The sequence below is a fragment of the Archangium primigenium genome (assembly GCF_016904885.1).
Lineage (GTDB): Bacteria > Myxococcota > Myxococcia > Myxococcales > Myxococcaceae > Cystobacter > Cystobacter primigenius.
The window spans coordinates 8,167,587-8,191,863 of sequence record NZ_JADWYI010000001.1 but is presented as its reverse complement, the minus strand read 5'-3'; the positions used below and the strand labels follow the sequence as shown (position 1 = coordinate 8,191,863).

The 24,277-nt window shown below is 70.0% G+C and carries 21 protein-coding genes; 8 read left to right on the top strand and 13 right to left on the bottom strand.

Annotation, left to right across the window (positions count from 1 at the left end; translation table 11 throughout):
• Positions 1-69: 69 nt before the first annotated feature.
• Positions 70-432 carry a hypothetical protein gene (locus I3V78_RS33685; RefSeq protein ID WP_204494182.1) on the bottom strand — a complete coding sequence of 121 codons (363 nt, stop codon included), beginning with the start codon at positions 430-432 and terminating at the stop codon, positions 70-72.
• A 215-nt stretch (positions 433-647) separates the two neighbouring features.
• The gene (locus I3V78_RS33680) at positions 648-986 is read right to left on the bottom strand and encodes a hypothetical protein (RefSeq protein WP_204494180.1); all 339 of its coding nucleotides are present in this window, start codon (positions 984-986) and stop codon (positions 648-650) included.
• A gap of 273 nt (positions 987-1,259) precedes the next feature.
• On the opposite strand from I3V78_RS33680, the gene rplU reads away from it, so the two are divergent.
• The 6 genes from rplU (at position 1,260) to I3V78_RS33650 (ending at position 6,389) form a co-directional block, all read left to right on the top strand.
• Positions 1,260-1,568, top strand: a complete 309-nt coding sequence (rplU, locus tag I3V78_RS33675; RefSeq protein WP_204494178.1) for a 50S ribosomal protein L21 — start codon at positions 1,260-1,262, stop codon at positions 1,566-1,568.
• A gap of 60 nt (positions 1,569-1,628) precedes the next feature.
• Positions 1,629-1,895, top strand: a complete 267-nt coding sequence (gene rpmA, locus I3V78_RS33670; protein ID WP_204494176.1) for a 50S ribosomal protein L27 — start codon at positions 1,629-1,631, stop codon at positions 1,893-1,895.
• Positions 1,896-2,030: 135 nt separating this feature from the next.
• The gene (obgE, locus tag I3V78_RS33665; RefSeq protein WP_204494174.1) at positions 2,031-3,416 is read left to right on the top strand and encodes a GTPase ObgE; all 1,386 of its coding nucleotides are present in this window, start codon (positions 2,031-2,033) and stop codon (positions 3,414-3,416) included.
• Between the two features lie 4 nt (positions 3,417-3,420).
• Positions 3,421-4,110: a TrmH family RNA methyltransferase gene (locus I3V78_RS33660; RefSeq protein WP_204494172.1), complete on the top strand. Its 690-nt coding sequence runs from the start codon at positions 3,421-3,423 to the stop codon at positions 4,108-4,110.
• Positions 4,111-4,190: 80 nt separating this feature from the next.
• Positions 4,191-4,937: an outer membrane lipoprotein periplasmic chaperone LolA gene (gene lolA / locus I3V78_RS33655; RefSeq protein ID WP_204494170.1), complete on the top strand. Its 747-nt coding sequence runs from the start codon at positions 4,191-4,193 to the stop codon at positions 4,935-4,937.
• A 3-nt stretch (positions 4,938-4,940) separates the two neighbouring features.
• Positions 4,941-6,389 carry a hypothetical protein gene (locus I3V78_RS33650; protein WP_204494168.1) on the top strand — a complete coding sequence of 483 codons (1,449 nt, stop codon included), beginning with the start codon at positions 4,941-4,943 and terminating at the stop codon, positions 6,387-6,389.
• Here I3V78_RS33650 and rimO read toward each other — a convergent pair.
• From rimO to I3V78_RS33615, 7 genes are all read right to left on the bottom strand, one after another.
• Complete coding sequence (gene rimO / locus I3V78_RS33645; protein WP_239578681.1) at positions 6,386-7,759, bottom strand: 30S ribosomal protein S12 methylthiotransferase RimO; 1,374 nt, start codon at positions 7,757-7,759, stop codon at positions 6,386-6,388. The two genes, I3V78_RS33650 and rimO, sit on opposite strands and share 4 nt — an antisense overlap.
• Before the next feature lie 43 nt (positions 7,760-7,802).
• Entirely contained in the window at positions 7,803-8,930 is a 1,128-nt protein-coding gene (locus tag I3V78_RS33640) for a DOMON domain-containing protein (protein ID WP_338023817.1), read from the bottom strand.
• A gap of 3 nt (positions 8,931-8,933) precedes the next feature.
• Complete coding sequence (locus I3V78_RS33635) at positions 8,934-9,431, bottom strand: YajQ family cyclic di-GMP-binding protein (protein ID WP_204494165.1); 498 nt, start codon at positions 9,429-9,431, stop codon at positions 8,934-8,936.
• Positions 9,432-9,447: 16 nt separating this feature from the next.
• A complete protein-coding gene (locus I3V78_RS33630) occupies positions 9,448-11,091 on the bottom strand; it encodes a ribonuclease J (RefSeq protein WP_204494163.1) in 1,644 nt (547 codons plus the stop codon).
• Positions 11,092-11,211: 120 nt separating this feature from the next.
• Positions 11,212-12,222: a fumarylacetoacetate hydrolase family protein gene (locus I3V78_RS33625; protein ID WP_204494160.1), complete on the bottom strand. Its 1,011-nt coding sequence runs from the start codon at positions 12,220-12,222 to the stop codon at positions 11,212-11,214.
• Positions 12,219-13,529, bottom strand: a complete 1,311-nt coding sequence (gene hmgA, locus I3V78_RS33620) for a homogentisate 1,2-dioxygenase (RefSeq protein WP_204494157.1) — start codon at positions 13,527-13,529, stop codon at positions 12,219-12,221. The genes I3V78_RS33625 and hmgA overlap by 4 nt, the downstream gene beginning before the upstream one ends.
• Positions 13,530-13,569: 40 nt before the next feature.
• Positions 13,570-14,037: a MarR family winged helix-turn-helix transcriptional regulator gene (locus tag I3V78_RS33615; protein WP_204494155.1), complete on the bottom strand. Its 468-nt coding sequence runs from the start codon at positions 14,035-14,037 to the stop codon at positions 13,570-13,572.
• A 120-nt stretch (positions 14,038-14,157) separates the two neighbouring features.
• Here I3V78_RS33615 and I3V78_RS33610 point away from each other — a divergent pair, with 120 nt between their 5' ends.
• Together I3V78_RS33610 and I3V78_RS33605 are read left to right on the top strand one after the other, a co-directional pair.
• Positions 14,158-15,477 carry a right-handed parallel beta-helix repeat-containing protein gene (locus I3V78_RS33610; protein WP_204494153.1) on the top strand — a complete coding sequence of 440 codons (1,320 nt, stop codon included), beginning with the start codon at positions 14,158-14,160 and terminating at the stop codon, positions 15,475-15,477.
• A gap of 120 nt (positions 15,478-15,597) precedes the next feature.
• Positions 15,598-16,419, top strand: coding sequence for an SDR family oxidoreductase (locus I3V78_RS33605; protein WP_204494151.1), 822 nt, complete (start codon positions 15,598-15,600; stop codon positions 16,417-16,419).
• Between the two features lie 24 nt (positions 16,420-16,443).
• Here I3V78_RS33605 and I3V78_RS33600 read toward each other — a convergent pair whose 3' ends face one another.
• From I3V78_RS33600 to I3V78_RS33585, 4 genes are all read right to left on the bottom strand, one after another.
• On the bottom strand, positions 16,444-17,022 hold the full coding sequence (locus I3V78_RS33600; RefSeq protein WP_204494148.1) for a hypothetical protein: 579 nt from the start codon (positions 17,020-17,022) through the stop codon (positions 16,444-16,446).
• A gap of 118 nt (positions 17,023-17,140) precedes the next feature.
• Positions 17,141-18,097, bottom strand: coding sequence for an alpha/beta fold hydrolase (locus tag I3V78_RS33595; protein WP_204494146.1), 957 nt, complete (start codon positions 18,095-18,097; stop codon positions 17,141-17,143).
• A 10-nt stretch (positions 18,098-18,107) separates the two neighbouring features.
• Positions 18,108-18,836: an SDR family NAD(P)-dependent oxidoreductase gene (locus tag I3V78_RS33590; protein WP_204494144.1), complete on the bottom strand. Its 729-nt coding sequence runs from the start codon at positions 18,834-18,836 to the stop codon at positions 18,108-18,110.
• Between the two features lie 103 nt (positions 18,837-18,939).
• Positions 18,940-24,225, bottom strand: a complete 5,286-nt coding sequence (locus I3V78_RS33585) for a trifunctional serine/threonine-protein kinase/ATP-binding protein/sensor histidine kinase (protein ID WP_204494142.1) — start codon at positions 24,223-24,225, stop codon at positions 18,940-18,942.
• Positions 24,226-24,277: the final 52 nt, after the last annotated feature.

The window sequence follows — 24,277 nt, the reverse complement described above, 5'->3', positions numbered from 1 at the left end:
ACCCCGAAACGAGGACGGCCGGTGGCTCGTGCCACCAGCCGTCTTCACGCGCCCGGAGGCGCGACCCGACTAGTCGTTACCGAGGGCGTTCTGGCAGGCCTCGCTGATGTTCTTCTGGTTGTTGGCGCAGTCGGTGAGGGCGCCCAGGAACGTGAGCTCGCTGCCCTTGGCGCACGCCTTGATGCCGTTGAAGCAGTCCACCGTCTTCAGCAGCGCCTCCTTGTCGGCGTCGGAGCAGCTCTTCTCGACGCTCTCCTTACACTGGTTGATCTCGGCCTCGGTGGGCTTGGTGAAGGGCGACTCCGAGCCATCCGAACAGGGCTCGAACTTCTTCGCGAGCGACTCGGAGGAATCGGCCACTTCTTCGCACACGTTGCTGCTGCAGCCGGTCAGGGCCAGGGCCACCGCCGCGATCGCGAACATCTTCTTCATGGTGTGTTCTCCCCCTCAGGGATTGCTACTGGGTGTGGATGTGAAGCGCGCCTTGGAGCGATCCATTCGCTCGGTTATTCATGCGCGCGTCAGGTCGTCGGAGAGGCGCTCCCCATCCTCGGGGCCGCTCCTCCTGAAATCTCACGGACAGTGAGATTGGCCGCGCATCCTAGCGATCCGCTGGCTGATTGCGAGAAGTCAGCCGCGTGGGATCATCAGAACAGGGCCGCCTCGCACGCATTGCTCGGCGCCGCGCCATCACAACGGGCCATGGCGTCCAGGAAGGCGTCGCGCTGATCCGGCACACACGCCTCCAGCCGCGCGTAGCAGTCCAACTGGGCCTGGAGCCGCTCGCGATCCTTGGCATCGCAGGCATCGGCCTGGCGCTCGCAATTCGCGGCGGTGAAGGCGGGCAGGGGCGCGCGCGCCACGCAGGGCCGGGCCTTCTGATCCACCTGGGCGTAGGCGTCCGCGATCTCCGCGCACAGCGTGTCACGGCAGCCGCCCAGGACTCCCGCCGTCAGGCAGGCCAGTATCCATGCGGACTTCCTCATCGAGACGACTCCCAGGTGGTGGGCGGAGACATTGACGCAGAGAGAGGAGATAAAGGAGGAGACAAATGAGGGCGCCCATCCTACCTTCAGGGGCGACCGGCGAGGGGCGTGAGGCCTGGACCGCGGGGATGTTCCCCTGCACCATCTGCCTTGACTCCCCAGGGCTTCTCCCGTAGATCGGGCCCCCTTTGCATCGTGGGGCGGGTTTGTCCGTCCGACATGCTCACCGGTATTCCACGGGTTGGCTAGACCCGGACAACCAGGGGTTCAACGATGTACGCAGTCATTCGCACGGGCGGCAAGCAGTACCGCGTGGCCGAGGGCGACGTGCTCCGGATCGAGAAGGTCACGGGCGACGTCGGCACCGAGGTGACGTTCAACGACATCCTGCTGCTCGGCGGTTCCGACAGCCCGAAGGTGGGGCAGCCGACCGTGTCGGGCGCGAAGGTCGTGGGCAAGATCCTCGCCCAGGACAAGCACCGCAAGGTGTTGCACTTCCGCAAGGAGAAGGAGGGCTGGACGCGCCGTCGTGGCCACCGTCAGCCCTACACCGAGGTCAAGGTCACCTCCATCTCCGGCTAGTCCAGCCCCCCACTTCCCGGAGCGCCGAGTGGCGCGCCGGCAGTCCTAGGAATCGGTGTCATGGCACATAAAAAGGGTCAGGGTTCTTCTCGCAACGGTCGCGATTCCAACCCGCAGTACCGGGGCGTGAAGGTGTACGCGGGCGAGACCGTCACCGCGGGCAGCATCCTCGTGCGTCAGCTCGGCACGGTCATCCACCCCGGTAGCAACGTGAAGCTCGGGCGTGACTACACGCTCTACTCCACGGTCGACGGTGTGGTGAAGTACGAGCGTCAGGGTCGGGACCGCAAGAAGGTCTCGGTCTATCCGGCCCAGGCGAGCGCCTGATTCAAGGCGTCGTCTGAGTGAGGGGAGCCCGGAGTGCAAGGGCTCCCGGATTACCTCGCGAACGGGTCGCTCCCGGTCCATCCGCCCCTGGCGCTTGGACGTGGAGGCGGCCCGTTCCGCGTTTCAGAGGGTCTGATGAAATTCGTTGATGAAGTCCGCATCCAGGTGAAGGCGGGTGATGGCGGCAATGGTGCCGTGGCCTTCCGCCGGGAGAAGTACATCGACCGGGGTGGCCCCAACGGCGGGGATGGCGGCAATGGCGGCTCGGTCATTTTCGTGGCCGATCCCCAGCTGACGACGCTGCTGGACTACCGCTACCAGCAGCACCACCGGGCGCGGAACGGGGAAGGGGGCATGGGCAACGACTGCAACGGCCGCTCGGCGGAGGATCTCGTCCTCCGGGTGCCCGTGGGCACGCTCCTGCGCGACGAGGCCACCGAGGAGATCCTGGCGGACCTGAGCGAGGCGGGCCAGCAGGTGGTGGCGTGCAAGGGCGGCCGGGGCGGCCTGGGGAACATGAACTTCGCCACGTCCACGCGGCAGACGCCGCGCTTCGCCCAGGACGGCACGCCGGGCGAGGAGCGCATGCTGCGCCTGGAGCTCAAGCTGCTCGCGGACGTGGGCCTCTTGGGCTTTCCCAACGCGGGCAAGAGCACGCTCATCTCCATCGTGAGCCGGGCCCGGCCGAAGATCGCCAACTATCCGTTCACCACGCTCGTGCCCAACCTGGGTCTGGTCCAGTACAAGGACGGCCTGTCCTTCGTGATGGCGGACATCCCGGGCCTCATCGAGGGCGCCAGCGACGGCGTGGGCCTGGGCCACCAGTTCCTGCGGCACGTGGAGCGCTGCAAGGTGCTCGTGCACCTGCTGGACATGGGCACCGAGAGCGAGGACCGCGATCCCCTGCGCGACTTCGACACCCTGAACCAGGAGCTGGCGAAGTACAGCGAGGAGCTGTCGCACAAGCCCCAGGTGGTGGCCCTCAACAAGCTGGACCTGCCCCATGCCCAGGAGCGCGTGGAGCCGGTGACGCGGGCCCTGCGCGAGCGTGGCATCGCGGTGTTCCCGGTCTCGTGCGCCACGGGCCTGGGCATGCAGCCCCTGCTCGACGCGATGGCCGAGGTGCTCTTCACCGGTCGCACGGACAAGCTGCACGTCGAGCCCCCGCCCAAGGTCCGGGCCGAGAAGAAGGCCCCGGCCAAGAAGCCGACCGCCCAGAAGGCCCCGGCCAAGAAGGCGTCGGCCTCGAAGGTCGCGGCGAAGAAGTCGGCCTCCGCGAAGAAGGCGCCCGCCAAGAAGGCTCCAGCCAAGGTCGCGGCGAAGAAGTCGGCCTCCGCGAAGAAGGCGCCGGCCAAGAAGGCCTCGGCCAAGAAGGTCGCGGCGAAGAAGTCGGCCGTGAAGAAGGCGCCCGCGAAGAAGGTCGTGAAGAAGGCCTCGGCCAAGAAGGCGCCGGCGAAGAAGTCGGCCGCGAAGAAGGCCCCGGCCAAGAAGGCGAGCGCGGCGCGCCGTCGGAGGTCCTGAGTCCATGGCGGGTGGCGGTCCTGGTTACGAGAAGCAAGAGAAGGCGCGCCTCGATCCGGAGTCGCTCCTGCTCGACGTGCGCAAGGAGAAGATCGACAAGGTCATCTCCCAGCGCACGCGCACCTTCACGATCGTGTTGGATCGCCTGGAGGACAGCTTCAACATGGCGGCGGTGATGCGCACCTGCGAGGCCAATGGCCTCCAGGAAGTGCACGTCATCGTCAACCCCGCGGCGCCCTTCATGCCCAACTCCCGCGTGGGGCAGGGGTGCGACAAGTGGCTCGACGTGAAGCTCTACAAGGACTTCGCCTCGTGCCGCGAGCACCTCAAGTCGCGGGGGTTTTCTCTGTACGCCTCGGCGATCCGCGAGGATGCCCAGAGCCTCTACTCCCTGCGCTTCGACTCGAAGGTCGCGCTCATCTTCGGCAACGAGCGTGACGGCGTGAGCCAGGAAGTGCTGGACGGCTCGGATGGGACCTTCTGGATTCCCATGCGCGGCTTCAGCCAGAGCTTGAACATCTCCGCCGCCGCCTCGGCCTGTGTCACCCGCGCCATCTCCTGGCGCGAGGAGCACCTGGGCCGTGTGGGAGATCTGACGGAAGCCGAGGCCCAGGTCCTGCGCGATCGCTTCTATGTGCTCGCCGTGAAACAGCGGCGGAAGATCTTCAAGAAAGCGCCTCCGACGCCGCCTTGAATGCCCGGCCCGCGCGGCGCGTCCGTACGAATGGACGGAACACGCGGGCCCCCACGCCCGCTCGGAGAGAGAGCCACGCCATGCACCTCGAGATGCTGCTCATGACCCTGCTGGCCGCCCCCGTGGTGGCCCCGGTGAAGACCCCGGCCGCTCCTCCGGCCGCCCAGGCACCCACCCAGCAGGCGTCCGCTCCCGCCGAGAAGGCCCCCGAGCCGAAGAAGGCGGCCCCGACGCCCGAGGTGAAGGACCTGGTCGACCGGATGCAGGCCTTCTACGAGAAGACCCAGGACTTCACGGCCGACTTCAAGCAGGACTACAAGTACAAGGTCCTGCGGCGCACCCAGTCCTCCACGGGCAAGGTCATCTACAAGAAGCCGGGCCTCATGCGCTGGGAGTACGAGAAGCCCTCGGTGCGCACCTTCGTGCTCGCGGGCGAGAAGGTGTACGCGCACGACCCCGAGGCGCAGACGCTCAGCGTGGGCCGCATCGACACCAACCAGCTCTCCGCCTCGGTGACGTTCCTCTTCGGCAAGGGCAAGCTCGCCGACGAGTTCTCCATCTCCAAGGGCGAGTGCAAGGACTGCAAGGGCACGCTGCTCGTGCTGGATCCGCTCAAGGAGGAGCCGCGCTTCCGCCAGGTGCGCCTGGAGGTGGACCCGAAGACGGCGCAGGTGCTCAAGAGCACCGTGGTGGATCCGGACGGCAGCGAGAACGCCATCGCCTTCCTGAACCTCAAGACGAACGTGGGCGTCGACGCCGAGCGCTTCAAGATCAACCCGCCCCAGGGCACGCGCATCGACGATCTCACGAAGCTGATGCAGAAGTAGTCCATGCGGATCGCGCGCGCCGGGGCCCTGTCGTTGCTGCTCGCCGGGTGTCACCCCGCGGCGCTGGCTCCACCGGTCGAGGCCCCGGGCAGTCTCGCGGGCCTGACGCTGCCCTTGTTACCCTCGCCGCACCTGCGGCTCGCGGTGGAGGGCGACTTGAATGGCCGTCCGCTGCCCGTGGTCCTCGATGTCGCCCGGGCGCTCTCGGCGGTGTCCTCTGGCTGCTGGGACGAGAAGCGGCCCGCGCCGCCCGTCATGGGCTCGGCGCGGGTGCCCGATGTCTCCGCGCTTCCGGGCAACCTGCGGGACTGGCCGCTCGTGCGGCTGACGGGCCTGCGCGTGGGCGGCGTGCTCCTGGGCCCCCGGGGCGTGGGCCTCACCGGGGAGCGCGCCTGCGCGGTGACGCTCGGCGCGGACGTGCTCGGGTCCTATGCCTTCACGCTGGATCCCCTGCGCCGCGAGGTGACCTTCGAGCCCTCGCGTCCCCGGGCCGCCTGGCTGGCCGCGCTGCCCGCGACCGACGCGAACTCCGCCGAGGACGTCCACGTGCTGGAACTGTCGCGCGAGCCGGTGGGGGACTGGCCCCTGCTGGCGGCGCGGCTGACCCAGGGCGAGGCGGTGCTCACGGGCCCCTTCGTGCTGGTCTCGCGCGAGCCCTTCTCCCGGCTGGCCCAGGGCTCCGCCGAGGCCCAGCGGCTGCACCCCCTGGAGACCGCCGCCCGGCTGCCGCCGCGGGCCTACGTGATGGACGCGGTGGAGGTGGCCACGGGCGTGGGCGTGGCGCCCGTGGTGCTGGAGGCGGGCGTGGGGTGGCGCAATCCCACCACGCTGGGCCGGCTGGGGCCGGACGTGTGGGGCCGGTTCCGGGCCACGGTGGACGTGCAGGGCAACACGCTGCTGCTGCGGCGGCCCCGGGTCCAGCGCTCGGAGAACGTCCAGCGCTGTGCCCGTCCCTCGGCGACGGGGGGCGCGGAGACCTGGCGCGAGGAGGACTGCTTCGCGCTGCACGTGCGGCGGGGGGCGGGTGGACGCACGGCGGCCACGGCGGCGGTGTTCCGCGACCTGCCCGAGGGCGGGCGGCTGTACCTGGAGCCGTTGGGGGAGAAGGGCGAGCCCTTGTCGCTCGCATGCCAGGTGGGCTTCTCGTTCTCCCCCACCAGCCGGGGCGTGACGACGCAGCACCTGTTGCCCTGGCCGAACCTGTCGCGCTCCCTGCCCGAGTGCGCCGAGGCGCTCCAGTCGGCGCGGGGCTTCGCGCTGGCGCTCTTCGAGGAGGGGCCCATGCCGGAGTGCCCCAACGCCTGCGCCTTCGTGCACGAGTCCAACACCCGGCGCACCGTGTGCGAGTGCCAGCCCACGCCGCTGGGGGACGCGCTCGTGCCCCAGCGTGGCTCCACGCCCCGCCCCCCCACGAAGAAGGAGCGGGAGTTGGAGCCCGAGGATCCCCGCTAGCGGGGCGCCGTCACCACGGGCAGCGGCAGGGTGTCACGCGCCTTGAGCACGCGATCCTTGGGGTTGGGCCGCTCCACCACCTTGCCCACCAAGTCGTAGTCGTGCGCCTCGGTGATCTCCAGCGTGACGAACTCGCCCGGGTAGGCCAGGCCATCGTTGATGTAGACTTGTCCGTCGATCTCCGGCGCCTGACCCTCGTGACGGCCCACCAGCAGGTGCTCGGACTCCTCGCTGGGGCCCTCCACCAGGACCTCGATGCGCTTGCCCACGAGCTTTTTGTTCTGCTCGCGGTTGATGCGCTTCTGGATGGCCATCACCTCGCGCCACCGCCGCTCGATGGTCTGCTTGGGCACCTTGTTCTCGTAGTCGAACGCCGCGGTGCCCTCCTCGTCCGAGTACTGGAACACGCCCAGGCGCTCGAAGCGCTGCGCCTTGACGAACTCCTTGAGCATCTCGAAGTCCTCCTCGGTCTCGCCGGGCAGGCCGACGATCATCGAGGTGCGCATGACGAGCCCCGGCACGCGCTCGCGCAGCTTGGTGAGCAGGCCCTTGAGGAACGTGGAGTCGCGGCCGCGCTTCATGGACAAGAGCAGCTTGTCGCTCGCGTGCTGCAGCGGCATGTCCAGGTAGCGGGCGATCTTCTTCTCCGTGGCCATCAGCTCGATGAGCTCGTCGGTGAAGACGCGCGGGTAGGCGTAGTGCAGGCGGATCCACCGCACGTCCACCTTCACCAGCTCGCGCAGCAGGTCGTGCAGCTTGGGGCGCCCGGGCAGGTCGTGCCCGTAGGCCGTCAGGTCCTGCGCCACCAGGTTGAGCTCCTGCACGCCCTGGTCCGCGAGCTTCTGGGCCTCGGCCACCACGTCCGCGATGGGGCGCGAGCGCTGGCCACCGCGCAGCGTGGGGATGATGCAGAAGGCGCACGCGTTGTCACACCCCTCGGAGATCTTCAGATAGGCCGTGTACGACGGCATCGAGTTCTCGCGCGGGGTCTGCGCGTCGTGGATGTAGTCCGGGTCCGGAATCACCTGCCGGGGGCTGGCCTCGGCGGCGAGCAGGTCGCCAATCTGGGCGTAGGCGCTGGTGCCGAGGAAATGGTCCACCTCGGGCATTTCCTTGGACAGCTCGGCGCCATAGCGCTGGGACAGACACCCGGTGACCACGAGCGTGTTGCACACGCCCGTCTTCTTGAGCTCGGCCATCTCCAGGATGGAGTCCACGGACTCCTGCTTGGCCGGACCGATGAAGGCACAGGTGTTGACGACGATGACGTCGGCGGTGGCCGGATCCTGCACCAGCGAGTAGCCGCGCTGCTTGAGCGTGCCGAGCATCACCTCGGAGTCCACCCGGTTCTTCGGGCAGCCGAGGGTCATCATGTAGAGGTTCTTGTTTTCAGAAGTGGTGCGCACGGCTCTCCTACCGCATTCCAAGTTCGGTCCGCTCGAAGTGATCGACACTCCAAGCGAAGTTGATGGTCGGGCCGTTCGAGTAACCAATCCGCAACGTGCCTTCTTCGTCCAGCACCATCGAATTCGCGCGGCCCAGAGCGCAAGTGGCGGCCGGCCACTCGAGCGCCCGTTGGGCCGTCTTGCCCTTCACCAGGTAGAAGCCAAACCGCAGCTCCTTGTCGGCGTCGCAGGTGCCCTTGGCGCTGTAGGGGTTCTCGCCCGACAGCACGACGACCAGGGGCTTGCCGTTGGGCAGGGACAGCTCCTCGGGCACGTGCAGGCCCGCCTGCTCGGCGGAGATGCCGCCGGGGGCGACCATCTGCTCCAGCGAGTCGGCCGTCAGGGCCGCGTCGCCCTCCACCCAGGACGGGTAGCTGAGGATGCCGTAGCCGAGCCATCCGCCCGCGTTGCCCTCGAGCCCCACCACGTTCTCGGGCGGCTTGAGCTTGAGGCCCTTGCGGAACTCGTCCGGCAGGCGCAGCGCCTCGCCGATCATCCCGCCGTCCTTGCAGTTGGACACGGCCGAGCGCGTGCCCTCGCCGTCCACGTCCTCGTAGGTGAGGCACAGGTCGAGCACGAGCGGATCCACCGCGGGGAAGCGGGGCAGGGCGCGCGCGGGCACGGCCACCTCGAGCACGAGCGTGTTGTCCTTGCGCTCCACGCCGGCCTCCACGAGCTTCTGCGCGTAGGCCGAGGTGTTGCTCTCCGGCGGCGAGGCGCGCTTGCCATCGAAGGCGAAGCGGAAGGTGTTGCCGGTGGCGGCCACGCCCGCGTCGGGAAAGAAGAGCGTCAGGGTGAGCAGGTCCCCGGACAGGAGCTGATCGTCCGTGGTCTCCACCGCCAGGAAGAGCGTGTCCTTGCGCCAGCCGACCCGGGCGGTGAACGACGCGCTCGCGTCCAGCGACGCCGGCGGCTTGAGGGTGAGCGTGGCGGGGAAGTCCTTGAGCTTCCCGTCCAGCTTGACCTCCCGGGCGAGCGCGGGGATGGCGCGAATGGGACGCGGCTTGGGCTCGGCCGGGGCGGGGGCCGGGGGCTGGGCCACGGCGGACAGGGGCAGCAGCGCCGCGAGCACGGCGGAGGCGACGAGTGAGCGCACGGCTTAGTCCCGGAAGTTGGTGAACTGCATGTCCAGCTGCAGCGTGTCCTGCTCCTTGCGGAACAGGGCCATGGCCGCCTGGAGGTCGTCCTTGTTCTTGCCCGTGACCCGGAGCTGGTCCGCCTGGATGGAGCCCTGGACCTTGAGCTTGGAGTCCTTGAGCAGCTTCACCAGCTCCTTGGACTTCTCCACCGGAATGCCCTGCTGCAGCTTGATGAGCTGCTTCACGTTGGACAGGCCCGTCTTCTCGATGGGCTCGTACTCCAGCGCGTTGAGCGAGATGCCCCGCTTGGCGAGCTTGGCCAGCAGCACTTCCTTGGCCGTCTGCACCCGATCCTCGCTGTTGGCCTTCACCGTGAGCGACTGCTTGTCCGGTGCGAGCACGATGTCCGCCTGGGCGCCCTGGAAATCGTACCGCGTGGCGATTTCCTTCTTGGCTTGGTTGACGGCGTTGTCGAGCTCGGCCAGGTCGATTTTGGAGACGACGTCGAAAGAGGGCATGGGCTGGGGCCGCTTATCACACCTTGAGGACCATCGGCACCACCACGGGCCGCTTGCCGCTGTGGAGCCGGAACGCCCGGCGCACGGCCTTCACCAGCTCCTCGCGCACCCGGGCGTCATCCCCTCGCAGCTCCCGGGACATCTCCAGGAAGAGCTCCCGCGCGTCCTGGGCCACCCGGGGCAGGGCGACCTGCTCGTCCAGGTTGAGCCCCTGCCCGGTGATCTGGGGGCCCGAGAGCACCTCGAGGTTCGCCCGCTGGATGACCACGGCGGCCACCAGGAGGCCCGTCTCCGCCAGCCGGGTGCGCTCCTGGAGGACATCCTGCGTCACCACCCCCTGGCCGAACCGGTCCCGGTACACCCGGCCCGAGGGCACGCTGCCCGCGAAGCGGCCCCGGCCCTCCTCGAACTGGAGCAAATCCCCGTCCTGGGCCAGCAGCAGCTGCTCGGGGGCGAGGCCCGTCTCCTTCGCCGTGGCCAGGTGGCGGTGCAGGTGGTGGAGCTCCCCGTGGATGGGGACGAAGTTCTTGGGTCGTACGAGCTCCAACACCCGCCGCTGCTGGGGCTGACTCGCGTGCCCGGACACGTGCACCCCGGGCTCCACGTCCGGGTAGACGACCTTCACCCCCCGCCAGAGGAACTGGTCGATGAGGCCCGACACCGCCCGCTCGTTGCCGGGGATGGCGCGAGCGCTCAACACCACCAGGTCCCCGGGGCCCAGGCGCACGGCCCCCTCGCCCGAGGCGAGCTGGGACAGCCCCGCGCGCGGCTCGGCCTGGGAGCCCGTGGCCAGGATCAGGGTGCGCTCGGGGGGCAGCAGGGCGGCGTGCTCGGGGGCGACGAAGAAGGAGTCCGAGACGCCGGGCAGGTAGCCCAGCTCCCGGGCCATCTCGATGTTGCGGGCCATGCTGCGCCCCATGAGCACCACGCTGCGCTCCAGCTTGCGCGCCAGCTCCAGCACGTGGCGCACGCGGTGCAGGTGCGAGGCGAACATGCCCACCACGATGCGGCCCTTCACGTCCTTGAACAGCCGCTCGAAGGTCTGCTCCACCAGCCGCTCGCCGCCCGTCTCGTGCGCGCGCTCGGAGTTGGTGGAGTCGGACAGGAGGCACAGCACGCCCTCCTCGCCCAGCTCCCCCCAGCGCTCCAGGTCCGTGCGCAGGCCGTCGATGGGGTCCGGGTCCAGCTTGAAGTCCCCCGTGTGGATGAGGGGGCCCTCGGGGGTGCGGATGATGTAGCCCACCGCGTCCGGCACCGTGTGGGTGACCCGGGTGGCCTCCACGGTGAAGTGCTCGCCCAGTCGCAGGGGGTGCCGGGGCTCGATCTCCCGCAGGTCCGCCTCCACCCCCAGCTCGTTGAGCCGGTGGCGCACCATGCCCAGGGTGAAGCGGGTGCCATAGACGGGGACGGGCACCTCGGCCAGCAGGAAGGGCAGGGCGCCAATGTGGTCCTCGTGCCCATGGGTGAGCAGGACCCCCTTCATCAGGGCGGCGTTCTGGCGCAGGTGGGTGAAGTCCGGGACGACGATGTCCACCCCCAGGTTGCCCACGGGCGGGAACATCAAGCCGCAGTCGACGAGCAGCATCTCCCCCCGGCAGGCGACGACCATCGCATTGAGGCCAATCTCGCCCAGCCCGCCCAGCGGTATGACGTGGAGCATGCCCCCACATATAAGGGCAGTGCCGTCAGGAGACCTCAGGAATCGACCGCCCGTCCGGGGTCCGCCAGGTTGGACCCCCGCCGACCCGGAGACACGAGGCCCCCGGGTGGGGGGGAGCCCTCAGGCGCCCTCGCCGACCACCTGGTCGATGGCGCCGAAGATGGAGGCGCCGGCCTCGTCGCGCATCTCGATGCGCACCCGACTGCCCCGCTTGAGGAAGGGCGTGCGGGGCGCGCCGCCCTGGAGCGTCTCGACCGTGCGCAACTCCGCGAGGCACGAGTAGCCCGCGCCGCCCTCGGCGATGGTCGTCCCGGGGCCGCCATCCGGACCCCGGTTGGACACCGTGCCCGAGCCGATGACCGTGCCGGCGCACAGCGTGCGGGTGCGGGCCGCGTGCGCCACCAGCGTGCCGAAGTCGAACGTCATGTCCACCCCGGCGTTGGCGCGGCCGAAGGGCTGACCGTCGAGGAAGACCTCCAGGGGGCGGTGCAGCTTGCCCTCGCGCCACGCGCCGCCCAGCTCGTCCGGGGTGACGAACACCGGTGAGAGCGCCGAGGCGGGCTTGGACTGGAAGAAGCCGAAGCCCTTGGCCAGCTCGTTGGGGATGAGGTTGCGCAGCGACACGTCGTTGACGAGCCCCACCAGGACCACGGCCTCGAGCGCCTGCTCGCGGGTGATCCCGAGCGGCACGTCGCGCGTGACGACCACGACCTCGCCCTCCAGGTCGCAGCCCCACGCCTCGTCGGCGAGCGGAATGGGCTGGCACGGGCCGAGGAAGCCATCCGAGCCGCCCTGGTACATCAGCGGATCCGTCCAGAACGACGCGGGCATCTCCGCCTTGCGCGCCTTGCGCACCAGCTCCACGTGGTTCACGTACGCCGAGCCGTCCGCCCACTGGTAGGCCCGGGGCAGGGGCGCCGCGCACCGGGTGGGGTCGAAGGGCTCGCCCGCGAGCGCGCCGCTCTCCAGCCGCTCGGCGAGCGCGCGCAGCGCCGGGGCGTGGCGCTCCCAGTCATCCAGCGCGGCCTGGAGCGTGGGGGCGATGGCCGACGCATCGGCCCGCCGCGAGAGATCCCTGGACACGACGACGAGGCGGCCATCCCGCCCCTCCTTCAGTGATGCGAGCTTCATTGCGCGGAGCCTTTCGGCGCGGGCACCTGGGCCTTGCGGAGGTCCGCCCAGCAGGTGTCGTAATCGGATTGCAGCGACGGGCTCTCCATCGCCGCGCGGGTGGGGGAAATCACCCAGCGCGTCTCGAACATGAACGCGAGGGTGTTGTCGATCTTCTTCGGCGCGAGCTCCGCGGCCACGGCCGCCTCGTAGGTCTTGCGGTCGGGGCCGTGCGAGCTCATGCAGTTGTGCAGCGACACGCCGCCGGGCACGAACTGATCCGCCTTGGCGTCGTAGACGCCGTGCACCAGGCCCATCAGCTCGCTCATCACGTTGCGGTGGAACCAGGGCGGCCGGAAGGTGTGCTCGGCCACCATCCACCGGGGCGGGAAGATGACGAAGTCGCAGTTGGCCGTCCCCGGCGTGTCGCTCGGCGAGGTGAGCACCGTGAAGATGGAGGGATCCGGGTGGTCGAAGCTCACCGTGTTGACGGTGTTGAAGCGCGCCAGGTCATACGTGTACGGCACGTGGCTGCCGTGCCACGCGACGACATCGAAGGGGGAGTGGTCGAGCGTCGTCTCCCAGAGGTGGCCCTGGAACTTCTGCACCAGGCGCGTGGGCCGCTCGACGTCCTCGTAGCTCGCCGTGGGGGCGATGAAGTCGCGCGGGTTGGCCAGGCCATTGGAGCCGATGGGACCCAGCTCGGGCAGCCGGAAGGGCGCGCCGTGGTTCTCGCAGACGTAGCCGCGCACCGGGCCGTCGGGCAGCTCCACGCGCAGGCGCAGGCCGCGCGGGATGAGCGCGATGTGTCCCGGGGGCACCTGGAGCACGCCCAGCTCGGTCACGATCCGCAGCGTGCCGGACTGGGGCACGATGAGCAGCTCGCCGTCGGCGTTGAAGAACGCCGTGTCCACCATGGAGGTGTTGGCGAGGTAGGCGTGGATGGCCGCGCCGTCGCCGTGGGCGGGAGAGCCGTTGCCGCCGAGCGTGAACAGCCCCTCGAGGAACGTGGTGGGCGCGGTGGGCATGGGCAGCGGGCTCCAGCGCAGCCGGTTGGGGCTCGGGGGGACCTCGGTGAACGGTCCGCTGCACAGGCTCCGGGCCTCGGTCCGCCGGTAGGGCGGGTGGGAGGCCGTGGGCCGCAGCCGGTAGAACCAGGTGCGCCGGTTCTCCGCGCGGGGGGCGGTGAAGGCCGTACCGGAGATCTGCTCGGCGTAGAGCCCGAAGGCGACCTTCTGCGGCGTGTTCTGGCCAATGGGCAGCGCACCGGGGAGCGCCTCCGATGCGTGCTCGTTTCCGAAGCCAGTGAGGGGGCGGATCATGTCCATGGGGGGCGGGATGGTAACAGATGAAACCAACTGGACCAACTCAAGGGGTGGGCCGCAGGGCGCGAATCGCCGAGCGCTCGACACGCTCGAGCAGGGTGCGCAGCGTCGCGCGCTCCCGGGGGGCGAGCTCGGCGAGTACCTCCGCCTCGGCCTCCAGGGCGGCGGGTGCCACACGCTCGTAGATGCGGCGACCCGAGGGGGTCAATGACAAGCGCCGCGAGCGGGCATCGTGCTCGCTCTGGGTGCGCCGCACCAGGCCGCGGTCCTCCAGGGCGCGCGCGGCGCGACTGACCGGAACCTTCTCCATGCGCGTGCGCTTGACGAGGTCGAGCTGGGTGCGCTCCCCGTCTTCCCCGAGCACCGCGATGAGCCGCCACTCCTGGGTGCTCAAGCCGTACTGCTCCGCGTAGACGCGCGCGACCCGTTGGCTGACCGCGTTCGCCGCGACCGAGAGGCGGTAGGGAATGAACGCATCGAGGGTCAGGGTCGCGGGGCGCGCTCGGCTCATCGCGCGGAGTATAGCCAGCGCGTGCGGCGGACTTCTCCGTTCCTGGCGTCCCTCCTCTGTCACATGTCCCGGGGCCCGCGTCCATCGCCACGGGCAGGGTGCCCACGGGAGCGAGGATCCATGAGAGTGAATGACCTGGCGAGGGTGGTGGGGTTGGTCTGGCTCGCGGTCGGCGGTGTCTCCAGGAGTCAGACCTTCACCGTTGGTGACCAGTGCTACCTGCCTGGACCCAAGACGGAGGGCCGCTGCACCGCCTCCTACCAGGTGAAGGACAACCCGGCGAACAACATCGTCTGCCTCTGGTCGGGCGACAGCGTGCATGCGTGTGAGGGCCGCACGATGTGGGGCGGTGGCTTCGAGTGGGTGAGCCCTCCGGGCGCGACCCTGGAGTTTCGTCGCCACACGATCTGGCCCACGCAGGACCCCGCCTGGCCGGATGCCAGGGCCGTGCGGCTCAAGGGGCGGCTGCTGGCCTCCAAGTACGTCGCCACCGTGTCCTTCTCACCGCCCCTCGCGCCTTGCGGCGTCGTCCTGTCTCCCGGCGCGGACATCCAGGCCGCCCTGGACGCGGGGCATGGCACCGTGTGCTTGCAAGGAGGGCTCTATCCGACCGCGGCGAGCGTGCGGCCCCACGCGAACCAGACCCTGCGGAGCCTGTCGCCCCAGGCGCCCGCGGTCCTGCGGCGGACGGCCTTCCTGTCGGACGCGAGAGTCCTCGAGGTGCTCGAATCCAACGTGACGCTCAAGGATCTGCTCGTGGAGGGCACCGCGACCGCGCGGCCCCAGTACGGTGTGCTGGTCTACCGGAGCGGGAACGTGCTCCTCGACAATGTCGCCGTCTCGTACGCGTTGATCGGCGTGGGGGTCAACCAGAGCCCCGGCAACGTCGAGCTCAGGAACACACGTGTCGTCTCCGCGGGTGACGGCCGGGCCTGTCCGGGGTGCGCGCAGCCGTCCGTGTGGATCACCGACTCCAACAACGTCCGGCTCATGGGCGGCACCTTCACCAACGTGGGCGTGGGTCCCGAGGGAGATGGGGAACTCGCCTGTTACAACACGCCGAACCTGCTCGTGCAGAACGTGACGGTCTCGCGGAGCGGGGCCAGCGGGATGTACCTCGTGAACTGCGACCGCGCGATGGTGCTGAGCAACACGATCCAGGACGCGAACGAATGGGGCTTGGACCTCGTCAACACGGGCCAGCCCTCGGGGACGGACTTCTCGCTCTTCGACGGCAACCTCATCACCCGCTCGCGGCATGGCGGCGCCGTGCTGAAGGACTCGCTCTTCGACACCTTTCAGTTCAATACCTACCGGGACAACCGGCGGGGGCCGAACGCCTCCGGGCGGTGCAACGGCGTGAATCGGCGTGGGAACACCACGGGCTTCTTCCAACCCTCCGACTCCGCTTCACCGGCGCCCGTCAGCTGCGATGACTGAGTCGGGGCCTTGGGAAGACGAATCCCGCGCGGAGGCGCTGGCGCTCGCTGTCGGGACGCAGTAGGCACGTTCCCGGACCCCGGGCTTCCGTGAGGACGCCCCCGCGAAAGGACCCGCACAGTGAGCACGCTCCAGGGAAAGACCCTCTTCATCACCGGCGCGAGCCGCGGCATCGGCCTGGCCATCGCCCTGCGCGCCGCGCGCGATGGCGCCAACGTGGTCGTCGCCGCCAAGACGGCCGAGCCCCACCCGAAGCTGCCGGGCACCATCCACTCGGCCGCCGAGGAGATCGAGAAGGCGGGCGGCAAGGCGCTGCCCCTCATGGTGGACATCCGCCATGACGACCAGGTGCAGGCCGCGGTGAAGCAGGCCGTGGAGCGCTTTGGCGGCATCGACATCCTGGTGAACAACGCGAGCGCCATCAGCCTCACGGGCACGTTGCAGACGCCCATGAAGAAGTTCGACCTGATGTTCGGCGTCAACGTGCGCGGCACCTACGCCACCACCCAGGCGTGTCTGCCCGAGCTGCTCAAGGGTAAGAACCCGCACGTGCTCACGCTCTCGCCGCCGCTGAACATGAAGCCCAAGTGGTTCGAGAACCACGTGGCCTACACCATGGCCAAGTACGGCATGAGCATGTGCGTGCTGGGCATGGCCGAGGAGTTCCGCTCGCAGGGCGTGGCCTTCAACGCGCTCTGGCCGCGCACCACCATCGCCACCGCCGCGGTCAACATGCTCGGCGGCCAGGACATGATGGAGGCCAGCCGCACCCCGGACATCATGGCCGACGCGGCGTACGCCATCCTCACCCGCGACAGTCGCTCCTGCACGGGCAACTTCTTCCTCGACGAGGACCTGCTGCGCGAGGGCGGGGAGACGAACTTCGACAAGTACCTGGTCAAGCCCGGCACCCAGCCCCTGCCGGACTTCTTCCTGGACTGAGCCCGCTCCTCGTCCCCGGCGCGGCTAGCGCTGGGGCCGCATGGGCTCGGCGCGAATCACCCGCGCCGTGGCCTCCTCGCCTTCCCCCACGTAGGCCACGCGCGCCTCGGTGCCCTCGCTCAGGGACAGGCTCGGCAGGGCCTTGCCGGACTGGACCGCGCACGTGACGTCATCCGTGCGCAGCTTCACCGGCCCCGTGCCCGGTACCTCCACCACGACGAGCCCCTGGGTCCGGAAGCGGATGATGCCGGAGACCACCGTGACGGGCTCGCGCGAGTCGAGTGCCTCGACACACAGCCGCTTCTCCCCCGCCGAGATGCCCGAGCCGCCCGTGCCCTGCTGCTCGTCCATGGGGAGGCCACGCTTGAGCCCCAGCTCCCGGGCCACCTGGGTGTAGAAGCCGCGCTTGGCGCGCGTGCGGGCGTCCCCCTCGTCCTCGGTGGGGAAGCGGCCCGTGTCCGCGGTGGCCGCGCCGCCGCCGCCGGAGCTCGCCGCGACGTCGGGCACCGGCTCCGAGGGCGCGGGAGACCGCGCCCACTGGCTTCCACACGCCACCACGCTCACGCTCAACACCCAACAACCCACCCGTGCCCAAAGCGTCATGGTTCCTCCCCTGGAGTTCCTCCAGACGAACTAGGCACCCGCCGGTCCCAGGGCTACTCCCACCCACATCCCTGGCCGCGACAAATGGACACATGACGCCTGGCCGGCCGCTCTCGTGTCAGGCGGGCAGGCCCTGGAGGAAGGCCACCAGCGCGGCATTCACCTCCTGGGGCTTCTCCTGCTGGAGCCAGTGCCCCGCGCCGGAAACGACGCGGAGGTCCTGGAGGTGGGGCACCAGCGCGCGCATGGGCTCGGTCGGGGAGTAGGCGCGTGTCGAGTCCTGCTCGCCCACCAGGAAGAGCGCGGGCTGGAGGATGCGCACCGTAGCGAGCTCGGGCAGCTCCTCCCAATCCCGGTCCATGTTGCGGTAGCGGTTGAGTCCCCCCCGGAAGCCACTGCCGCGGGCCTCCTCGACCATGTACGCGAGGTCCGCCTCGGTGAGCCAGTCCGGCAGCGTGGTGGGCGTGTCGAGCCCCTCGAGGAAGCCCGCGCCCTTCTTCTTCGTGCGCGAGACCAGGGCACTGGCGTGGGTGCCGGTGCTGCCCGCGAAGAGGGTCCGGAGCGTGCGGGGGATGTCCGCCTCGAACTCCGCCTCGGCGACGCCGGGCTTCTGGAAGTGGAGGATGTAGACCCAGTCGTCCTGGAACATCTGCTTGAAGAGCTGGGTGGGCGGCAGGGGCGCGCGGCCCAGGAAGGGCACGCTCATGCCCACCACGGCCCGGAACCGCTCCGGGCGCAGCGCCGCGCAGTTCCACGCCATCGCCGCGCCCCAGTCATGGCCCACCACGACGGCCGTCTTCTCGCCGAGCGCGTCCAGCAGGCCGGTGAGGTCGGCGAGCAGGGTCTTCATGCTATAGGCCTCGACAGGCCAGGGTTTGTCGCTCTGGCCATAGCCCCGCACGTCCGGGGCCACGGCGTGGTAGCCCGCCGCGGCGAGCGCCGGGAGCTGGTGGCGCCACGAGTACCAGGACTCCGGCCAGCCATGGAGCAAGAGCACGAGCGGGCCCTGGCCGGCCTCGGCGATGTGGAGGCGGATGCCGTGGGTCTCGACGGTGCGGTGGGTCACGTGGGACATGCCCGTCCTTCTAGACCGCCGTCCAGCCTCCGTCGATGTCGAGCACCTGGCCCGTGGTGTAGGCGCTCGTGGCGAGGAAGTAGGCGGCCTCGGCCATCTCCGGGGCGGAGGCGCTGCGCTTGAGCGGGATGCGGTCCATGAGGCCGGCCATGAAGTCGTCGATCTTCTCGGGCGGCACCTTCCAGTCGATGGCGGTGCCCCGGGTGAGGCCCGGGGAGAGGACGTTCACCCGGATGCCCTTGGGGGCGAGCTCCACCGCGAGCGAGCGGCCCATGGCGTTGACCGCGCCGCACAGGCCCGCGCCTCCCGCGTAGTTCACCAGCGAGGCATGGCCGGCCACGCCCGAGCACAGCACGATGGCGCCGCCCGCGGGCATCTTGGGCACGGCGTGATGACAGGCGGAGAGTTGGCCGAAGAAGCGCGCGTCGAACAGGTCGCGCCAGGAGCGGGACGGCACCTGGTCCACCGGACCGAACACCGCGCCGCCCGCGCACGTCACCAGCAGGTCGACCCGAGGCACCGCGTCGATGAGCCGTTTGACCTGGGCCTCGTCCGCGACATCCGTGACGATGCCCCGCGCGCCGTGGCCGAGCTTCTGCACGGCCTCGTCGAGCCGCTGCTGGCCCCGCCCGGCGAGCACCACCGTGGCGCCCGCGTGCGCGTAGCGCTCGGCGATGGCGAAGCCAATCCCCGAGCCTCCTCCGGTGATGACGGCGATCTTCCCCTTCAAGCTCTGCATGGTCTTCCCCCCCCCGGTGACATCCAGACACGATGGCAGCGGTTGTCAGCTTAACAAAAGCGCGGGCCGCGCTCCAGGCCCGCATGTCTGTTCTGCCGGGCCTTCACATCTCCACCGGACCCAAAGGCAGCTTGAGCAGGGCCGTGGCGCCCCGTCCGGGCCCCTCGCTCTCCAGCGCGATGCTTCCGCCCAACAGCCGCGCTTCCAGGGCGCTGGAGTGCAGGCCCAGGCCATGTCCTCCCTCGCGGGTGGTGAAGCCCTGTCCAAACAGACGTCCTCGGATTCCGGGCTCGATGCCCATGCCGTTGTCGACGATCTGGATGCGCGCGAAGCCCTCGTCCCGGTCCAGCTTCACGTGCAGTCGGCGCTGGGGCTCGGGCAGCGGGAGCATGGCTTGTTTGGCATTGCTGAGCAGGTTGATGAGGATTTGCAGGACCTTGTGTTTGTCCACGCGCACCTGGGGCAGGCAGGTGAGCTCCCGGGTGACGGTGATGCCGTGGCGCTGGAGCGAGGCCCATTGCAGGCTCAAGGCATCCTCGACGAGCCGGGTGAGGTCGCACTCCTCGGTGACGAGGGTGCTGTGGGCGTAGGTCTGCTGGACCTGGACGATGGCGCGGATGTGCTCCAGGTGTTTGTCCATGGCGGCCATGCCCTCCTGGATGGAGGACTGCTCGCGCAGCAGCTCGTCGGCGAGCGCGGAGAGGTAATCCGGCAGCCGGGCGCCGCGGGGATCCCGGGTGAAGAAGGTGGCCAGGTCGTCGTGGTGCTCCTCGAGCATCCGCGTGGCCTGCTTGAGCCGTCCCATGCGCGAGGTGCCCAGCGACTCGCGCACCGTCTGCAGGTTGATGACGGCGCTGGTGAGGACGTTGCCCACGTTGTGCAGCACGTTGGCGGCGATCTCCGCCATGCCGGCCGCGCGCGCGGCGTCCACCAGCCGCACCTGGGTCTGCTTGAGCTCGCGGGTGCGCTCCTCCACGCGCTTCTCCAGGTCGTCGTTGGCGCGGCGCAGGGCGGCCTCGGCGTTCTGGACGTCGGCGTACAGCCGCGCGTTCTCGATGGAGATGGCGGCCTGGGAGGCCAGGTGGTCGAGCAGGCCGATGCGCGCCGGGGTGAAGGCGTTGGTGGCGAGCGTGTTCTCCAGGTACAGCACCCCGCGGAACTGCTCGCGCCGCAGCATGGGCAGGCAGAGCACCGAGCGCGCCTGGCTGTGCTCGAGCCAGGCGTCGGCCGAGAAGGGGTGGGGCCGGGTGGCGTCCCCGATGAGCACGTGCTCGTGGGTGCGCCGCACGTAGGCGATGACGGACTGGGGGAAGCACGACTCGGCCGGGCCCTCGTGCTCGGCGGCGACGGTGCCGGAGAGCGCCGCGATGGTGAGCGCTTCTCCCCGGGGCAGGAGCAGCGCGCCGCGCTGGGCGCCGGCGTTCTCCATGGCGATGCGCAGGAGCGTGGCCGCCAGCCGCTCGAGGACGATCTCCTCGGAGATGGCCTGCTGGGCCTTCACCAGGGTGAGCGCGTCGATCTGGGTGGAGTCCGTGTCCAGGGTGCCCTGGGTGCCGCTCTCCGGCAGGGTCAGCGCGGGCCACTGCATGTCCAGGTGGCGCACCTTGCCGCGGGCGCCCCAGCGCAGGTAGGCCTCGCGGGCCTTGCGCGCGTAGGCCTCGGCGAGCGTGAGCATCCGGTGCTCGCGCCAGAAGCGCGCGGCCAGCTCACACGCGAGCGCGGCCCGCTGGATGAAGCCGTGCTCCCAGGCGCTCTGGTGCGCCTGCTCGTAGGCATGCAGCGCGTCGTCCTTGCGGCCGGTGAGCCGGGCGAGCTCCGCGGCGACGAGCCGCTCGGCGGTGAAGAAGGTCGAGGGGCAGTGCTGGGCCCACTCCTCGAGCTGGCGCCGGTGGCGCTCCATTTCCTGGAGGGCCCGCTCGCGCGCCTCGCCCGTCTTGCCGCCGAGGCAGGCGGCCAGGGCCAGGGCGCGAAACAGGTGCAGGTCCAAGAGCTGGATGTGGCCGAGCGAGGACCAGCTCAGCCCGGCGCACCGGTCCAGGCACGCCAGGGCCTCCGCGTACGCGCCACTCATGAAGCGCGCCTGGGCCTTGATGAGCCAGTACCAGCAGCGCATGGTGCTCATGCGCTGCTCGGTGAGGCCCGCCTCGAAGGCCTCCTCGTCGAAGTCCTCGCCCGACAGCACGCCGAACGTGGGGGCCAGGCCGCGCAGCTGCTGCACGTGGCGCTGGGTGAAGTGGATGATGTCGCGCGAGTCGATGAACTCGGTGCCCCGGGCGAAGTGCAGGCTGGCCACCGACTCCCGGTAGACCTCCTCCAGCTCGTCCCCCAGGAGGAAGCGGTCCATGACGATGTGGTTGCAGCAGTAGCCGGCCACCTGGCTGTCGCTGCTCATCAGCGCCTGCTGGAAGGCCTCGCGCACGAACTTCAGCGCCTCGGAGAGCGGCTGGGTCCAGTAGCTCACGAGCTCCAGGCCGTAGAGCGCCTTGCCCCGGAGCGCGGTGAAGCCCCGGCGCTCGACGAGCGCGCACGCGAGCTGCCCGAAGGCCTCGCCCTCCAGGTAGCGCTTGAAGGCGGAGCCCAGCACCAGTCCGTACCAGGAGTAGCCGTGCACCGAGGCGCTCGTGTTGCCGTGGCGCAGGCTGAGCGCCGTCATCCGGCTGAGCGTGAGGATGAGCAGGTGGGTGTTGGTGACGAACGCGGGCGCGTACATGGCGCCCAGCAGGTGCATGACCGCCTCCATGTCCGGATCGGTCATGAGCGGCAGCTCCACGAGGCTCGCGATGGAGCGCTCGCCCAGCAGCGCCCAGACCTCGGCGTTGGCCGCCTCCACCTCCTCCCACGAGGGGGTGGGGGACATGGGCATGCCCAGCCGCGCCAGGCCCTCCAGCAGGCACGTCACCGCGGTCTGGATGTCCCCCATGCCGATGAGGATGTCGGTCTTGAGGCCGTACACCTCCGCGGTGTCCCAGCGCGTGCGGGCCCGGGCCTGGAAGGCATTCACCAGCCGCAAGGCCCCCCCGGCGTTGCCCGTCATGAACTGGCAGCTCGCGTGCTCCAACTGGAGCCGGAAGGCCAGCGCGGGCTCCGTCTCCCAGGGGTCCCCGGGGATGAGCTGGAAGGCCCGCTCGAAGTAGGTGATGGCCGAGCGCAGGGCGATGGAGGCCTTGGCCCGCCTGCCCGCCGCGGCGTTCAGTCGCGCCACCTCCAGCCGCTCGGCGTCCTCCTTCAGGTGCGCGCCCCCGGCGCTGAACTGGCTCACCACGTCGAAGAGCCGCTCGTGCAGCGCCTCCGGTGAGAAGTGCCGCAGCATCAGCCGGCCGATGCGCAGGTGGATGCGCTTGCGCTCGTCCTCGCCCACGAGCGCGTAGGCGGCCTGGTGCACCCGGTCGTGGATGAACCGGACGCGCTCGGGGTCCACGCGCACCAGCAGGTTCTCCAGGAAGGCGGGCTCCAGGTCGCGCTCCAGTCCGGTGCTCGACGTGCCCTCGGTGAGCGCGCGCAGGGCCTGGAGCGGAAAGGTGTGGCCCATGCAGGCGGCCTGCCACAGCAGGTGCTGGGTGCCCGAGGCGAGCTGGCGCAGCTTGTCCACGAGGAAGTCGACGACGTTGTTCGAGTAGCCCCGGGCCCGCACCCCCGCCTCGTCCCAGCGCCAGGCGCCCAAGGAGGTGCGCACCAGCAGCCCGTCCTGGTGCAGCGTCAGCATGAAGTGCAGCAGGAAGAAGGGATTGCCCCCGGTCTTCTCGCGGGCCAGCGCGGCGAGGGGGCCGAGCAGCTCCGCGCTCGCGCCGGGGAGCGCGTCCGCGACGAACTGCCGCACGTCCTCGAGGCTCAGCGGCTCGAGCCGCAGGGCGTGCAGCCGGGCGCCGGCCTCGCGCATCCGCTCGAGCGCGCGCTCCAGGGGGTGCGAGGGCTTCACCTCGTTGTCGCGGTAGGCCCCGATGAGCAGCAGGGGCGCGGGATCCTCGTGGGTGAGCAGGTGCTGGAGCAGCTCGAGGCTGGCCGGGTCCGCCCACTGCAAATCATCCAGGAAGAGCACGAGCGGGTGCTCCAGGGGACTGAACAGGGCGAGGAAGCGCCGGAACACGCGGTTGAAGCGCTGGGTCGCCTCGGCGGTGGGCAGCTCCGCCACCGGCGGCTGCTTGCCGACGATGAGCTCCAACTGGGGCACCACGTCCACGAGCACCTGGCCCTGGCCCTCCCAGGCCTGCAACAGGCGCTCGCGCCAGTGCGCCAGGGCCTCGTCGCTGCCCGCGAGCAGCTGCTGCGTCAGCCCGCGAATGGCCTGGGCCAGGGTGGCGTAGGGACTGGCCTGCTGGAACTGGTCGAACTTGCCACTGAGGAAGAAGCTGCGGTGGCGCACCACCGGCTTGTGCAACTCGTGCACCACCGCGGACTTCCCACAGCCCGAGTAGCCCCGGACCAGGATGAACTCGGGCCGCTGGGTGCGCGCCACGCGCTCGAAGGCCTGGATCAGCGCCGCCGCGTGGGTGTCCCGGCCATACAGCCGTTGGGGCAGTTGGAAGCGGGTGGGGAAGTCGTGCACGCCCAGCGGGAAGTCCTGGTGCACGCCCCGGCGCAGGTCGTCCCGGCAGCGCTCCAGGTCGGCCTTGAGGCCGTCGGCGCTCTGGTAGCGCTCCTCGGCCACCTTGGCGAGCAGCTTGTCCACGATGGCGGCCAGCACCGGCGGCAGCCCCTCGACCCGCCCCAGGAGCGGCGGGGGCACCACCGCCATGTGGACATGGAACCACTCGAGCGCGTCCTTGCCCTGGAAGGGGCGGTGGCCCGCGAGCAGCTCGTAGAGGGTGATGCCCAGCGAGTAGAAGTCCGTGCGGTAGTCCACCGAGCGGTTCATGCGCCCGGTCTGCTCGGGTGACATGTAGGCCAGGGTTCCCTCGATGAGCGAGGTGGGCGCCGCGTCCACATGCTCCACGCGCTGGAGCGTCGCCGTGCCGAAGTCGATGAGCCGCGCCTCGCCCGAGGGCGTCAGGACGATGTTGGAGGGCTTGATGTCCTTGTGGATGACGCCGCGGCGGTGGATCTCCGCCAGCGTGGCGGTCAGGCCGATGGCGATGTCCAGCACCCGCGCCACCTCGAAGGGCTCGCCCGTGAGCGTGGACAACACGTCGCCTTCCACCGTCTCCAAGAGCAGGCTCGGGCGATCCGCGAGCTGCTCACACGCGTGCGCCCGGAGCACGCCCCGCACGTCCCGCAGGTGCTGGAGGATGTCGAACTCGCGGCGGTAGCGCTCGCTCTCCCGGGGGCCACTGGAGGTCACCGGCGTCTTGAGGATGAGCGACAGGCCGTCCGCGTCCCGCAGGGCGTGGAAGAGCAGGTTGGTTCCCGTGGCCTTGAGGGAACCGCGAAGGGTGTAGCCAGGAAGGCTGAACATGTCCGGAGCGCTCCGACTCTCTGGGGGAGCGCGCAATCCCCGCGCGCGACGT

What these genes read in the sequence shown, in the direction of transcription:
- I3V78_RS33685 (WP_204494182.1), bottom strand. Translation starts at nt 432, where the DNA reads ATGAAGAAGATGTTCGCGATCGCGGCGGTGGCCCTGGCCCTGACCGGC.
- I3V78_RS33680 (WP_204494180.1), bottom strand. Translation starts at nt 986, where the DNA reads ATGAGGAAGTCCGCATGGATACTGGCCTGCCTGACGGCGGGAGTCCTG.
- rplU (WP_204494178.1), top strand. Translation starts at nt 1,260, where the DNA reads ATGTACGCAGTCATTCGCACGGGCGGCAAGCAGTACCGCGTGGCCGAG.
- rpmA (WP_204494176.1), top strand. Translation starts at nt 1,629, where the DNA reads ATGGCACATAAAAAGGGTCAGGGTTCTTCTCGCAACGGTCGCGATTCC.
- obgE (WP_204494174.1), top strand. Translation starts at nt 2,031, where the DNA reads ATGAAATTCGTTGATGAAGTCCGCATCCAGGTGAAGGCGGGTGATGGC.
- I3V78_RS33660 (WP_204494172.1), top strand. Translation starts at nt 3,421, where the DNA reads ATGGCGGGTGGCGGTCCTGGTTACGAGAAGCAAGAGAAGGCGCGCCTC.
- lolA (WP_204494170.1), top strand. Translation starts at nt 4,191, where the DNA reads ATGCACCTCGAGATGCTGCTCATGACCCTGCTGGCCGCCCCCGTGGTG.
- I3V78_RS33650 (WP_204494168.1), top strand. Translation starts at nt 4,941, where the DNA reads ATGCGGATCGCGCGCGCCGGGGCCCTGTCGTTGCTGCTCGCCGGGTGT.
- rimO (WP_239578681.1), bottom strand. Translation starts at nt 7,759, where the DNA reads ATGACCCTCGGCTGCCCGAAGAACCGGGTGGACTCCGAGGTGATGCTC.
- I3V78_RS33635 (WP_204494165.1), bottom strand. Translation starts at nt 9,431, where the DNA reads ATGCCCTCTTTCGACGTCGTCTCCAAAATCGACCTGGCCGAGCTCGAC.
- I3V78_RS33630 (WP_204494163.1), bottom strand. Translation starts at nt 11,091, where the DNA reads ATGCTCCACGTCATACCGCTGGGCGGGCTGGGCGAGATTGGCCTCAAT.
- I3V78_RS33625 (WP_204494160.1), bottom strand. Translation starts at nt 12,222, where the DNA reads ATGAAGCTCGCATCACTGAAGGAGGGGCGGGATGGCCGCCTCGTCGTC.
- hmgA (WP_204494157.1), bottom strand. Translation starts at nt 13,529, where the DNA reads ATGGACATGATCCGCCCCCTCACTGGCTTCGGAAACGAGCACGCATCG.
- I3V78_RS33615 (WP_204494155.1), bottom strand. Translation starts at nt 14,037, where the DNA reads ATGAGCCGAGCGCGCCCCGCGACCCTGACCCTCGATGCGTTCATTCCC.
- I3V78_RS33610 (WP_204494153.1), top strand. Translation starts at nt 14,158, where the DNA reads ATGAGAGTGAATGACCTGGCGAGGGTGGTGGGGTTGGTCTGGCTCGCG.
- I3V78_RS33600 (WP_204494148.1), bottom strand. Translation starts at nt 17,022, where the DNA reads ATGACGCTTTGGGCACGGGTGGGTTGTTGGGTGTTGAGCGTGAGCGTG.
- I3V78_RS33595 (WP_204494146.1), bottom strand. Translation starts at nt 18,097, where the DNA reads ATGTCCCACGTGACCCACCGCACCGTCGAGACCCACGGCATCCGCCTC.
- I3V78_RS33590 (WP_204494144.1), bottom strand. Translation starts at nt 18,836, where the DNA reads ATGCAGAGCTTGAAGGGGAAGATCGCCGTCATCACCGGAGGAGGCTCG.
- I3V78_RS33585 (WP_204494142.1), bottom strand. Translation starts at nt 24,225, where the DNA reads ATGTTCAGCCTTCCTGGCTACACCCTTCGCGGTTCCCTCAAGGCCACG.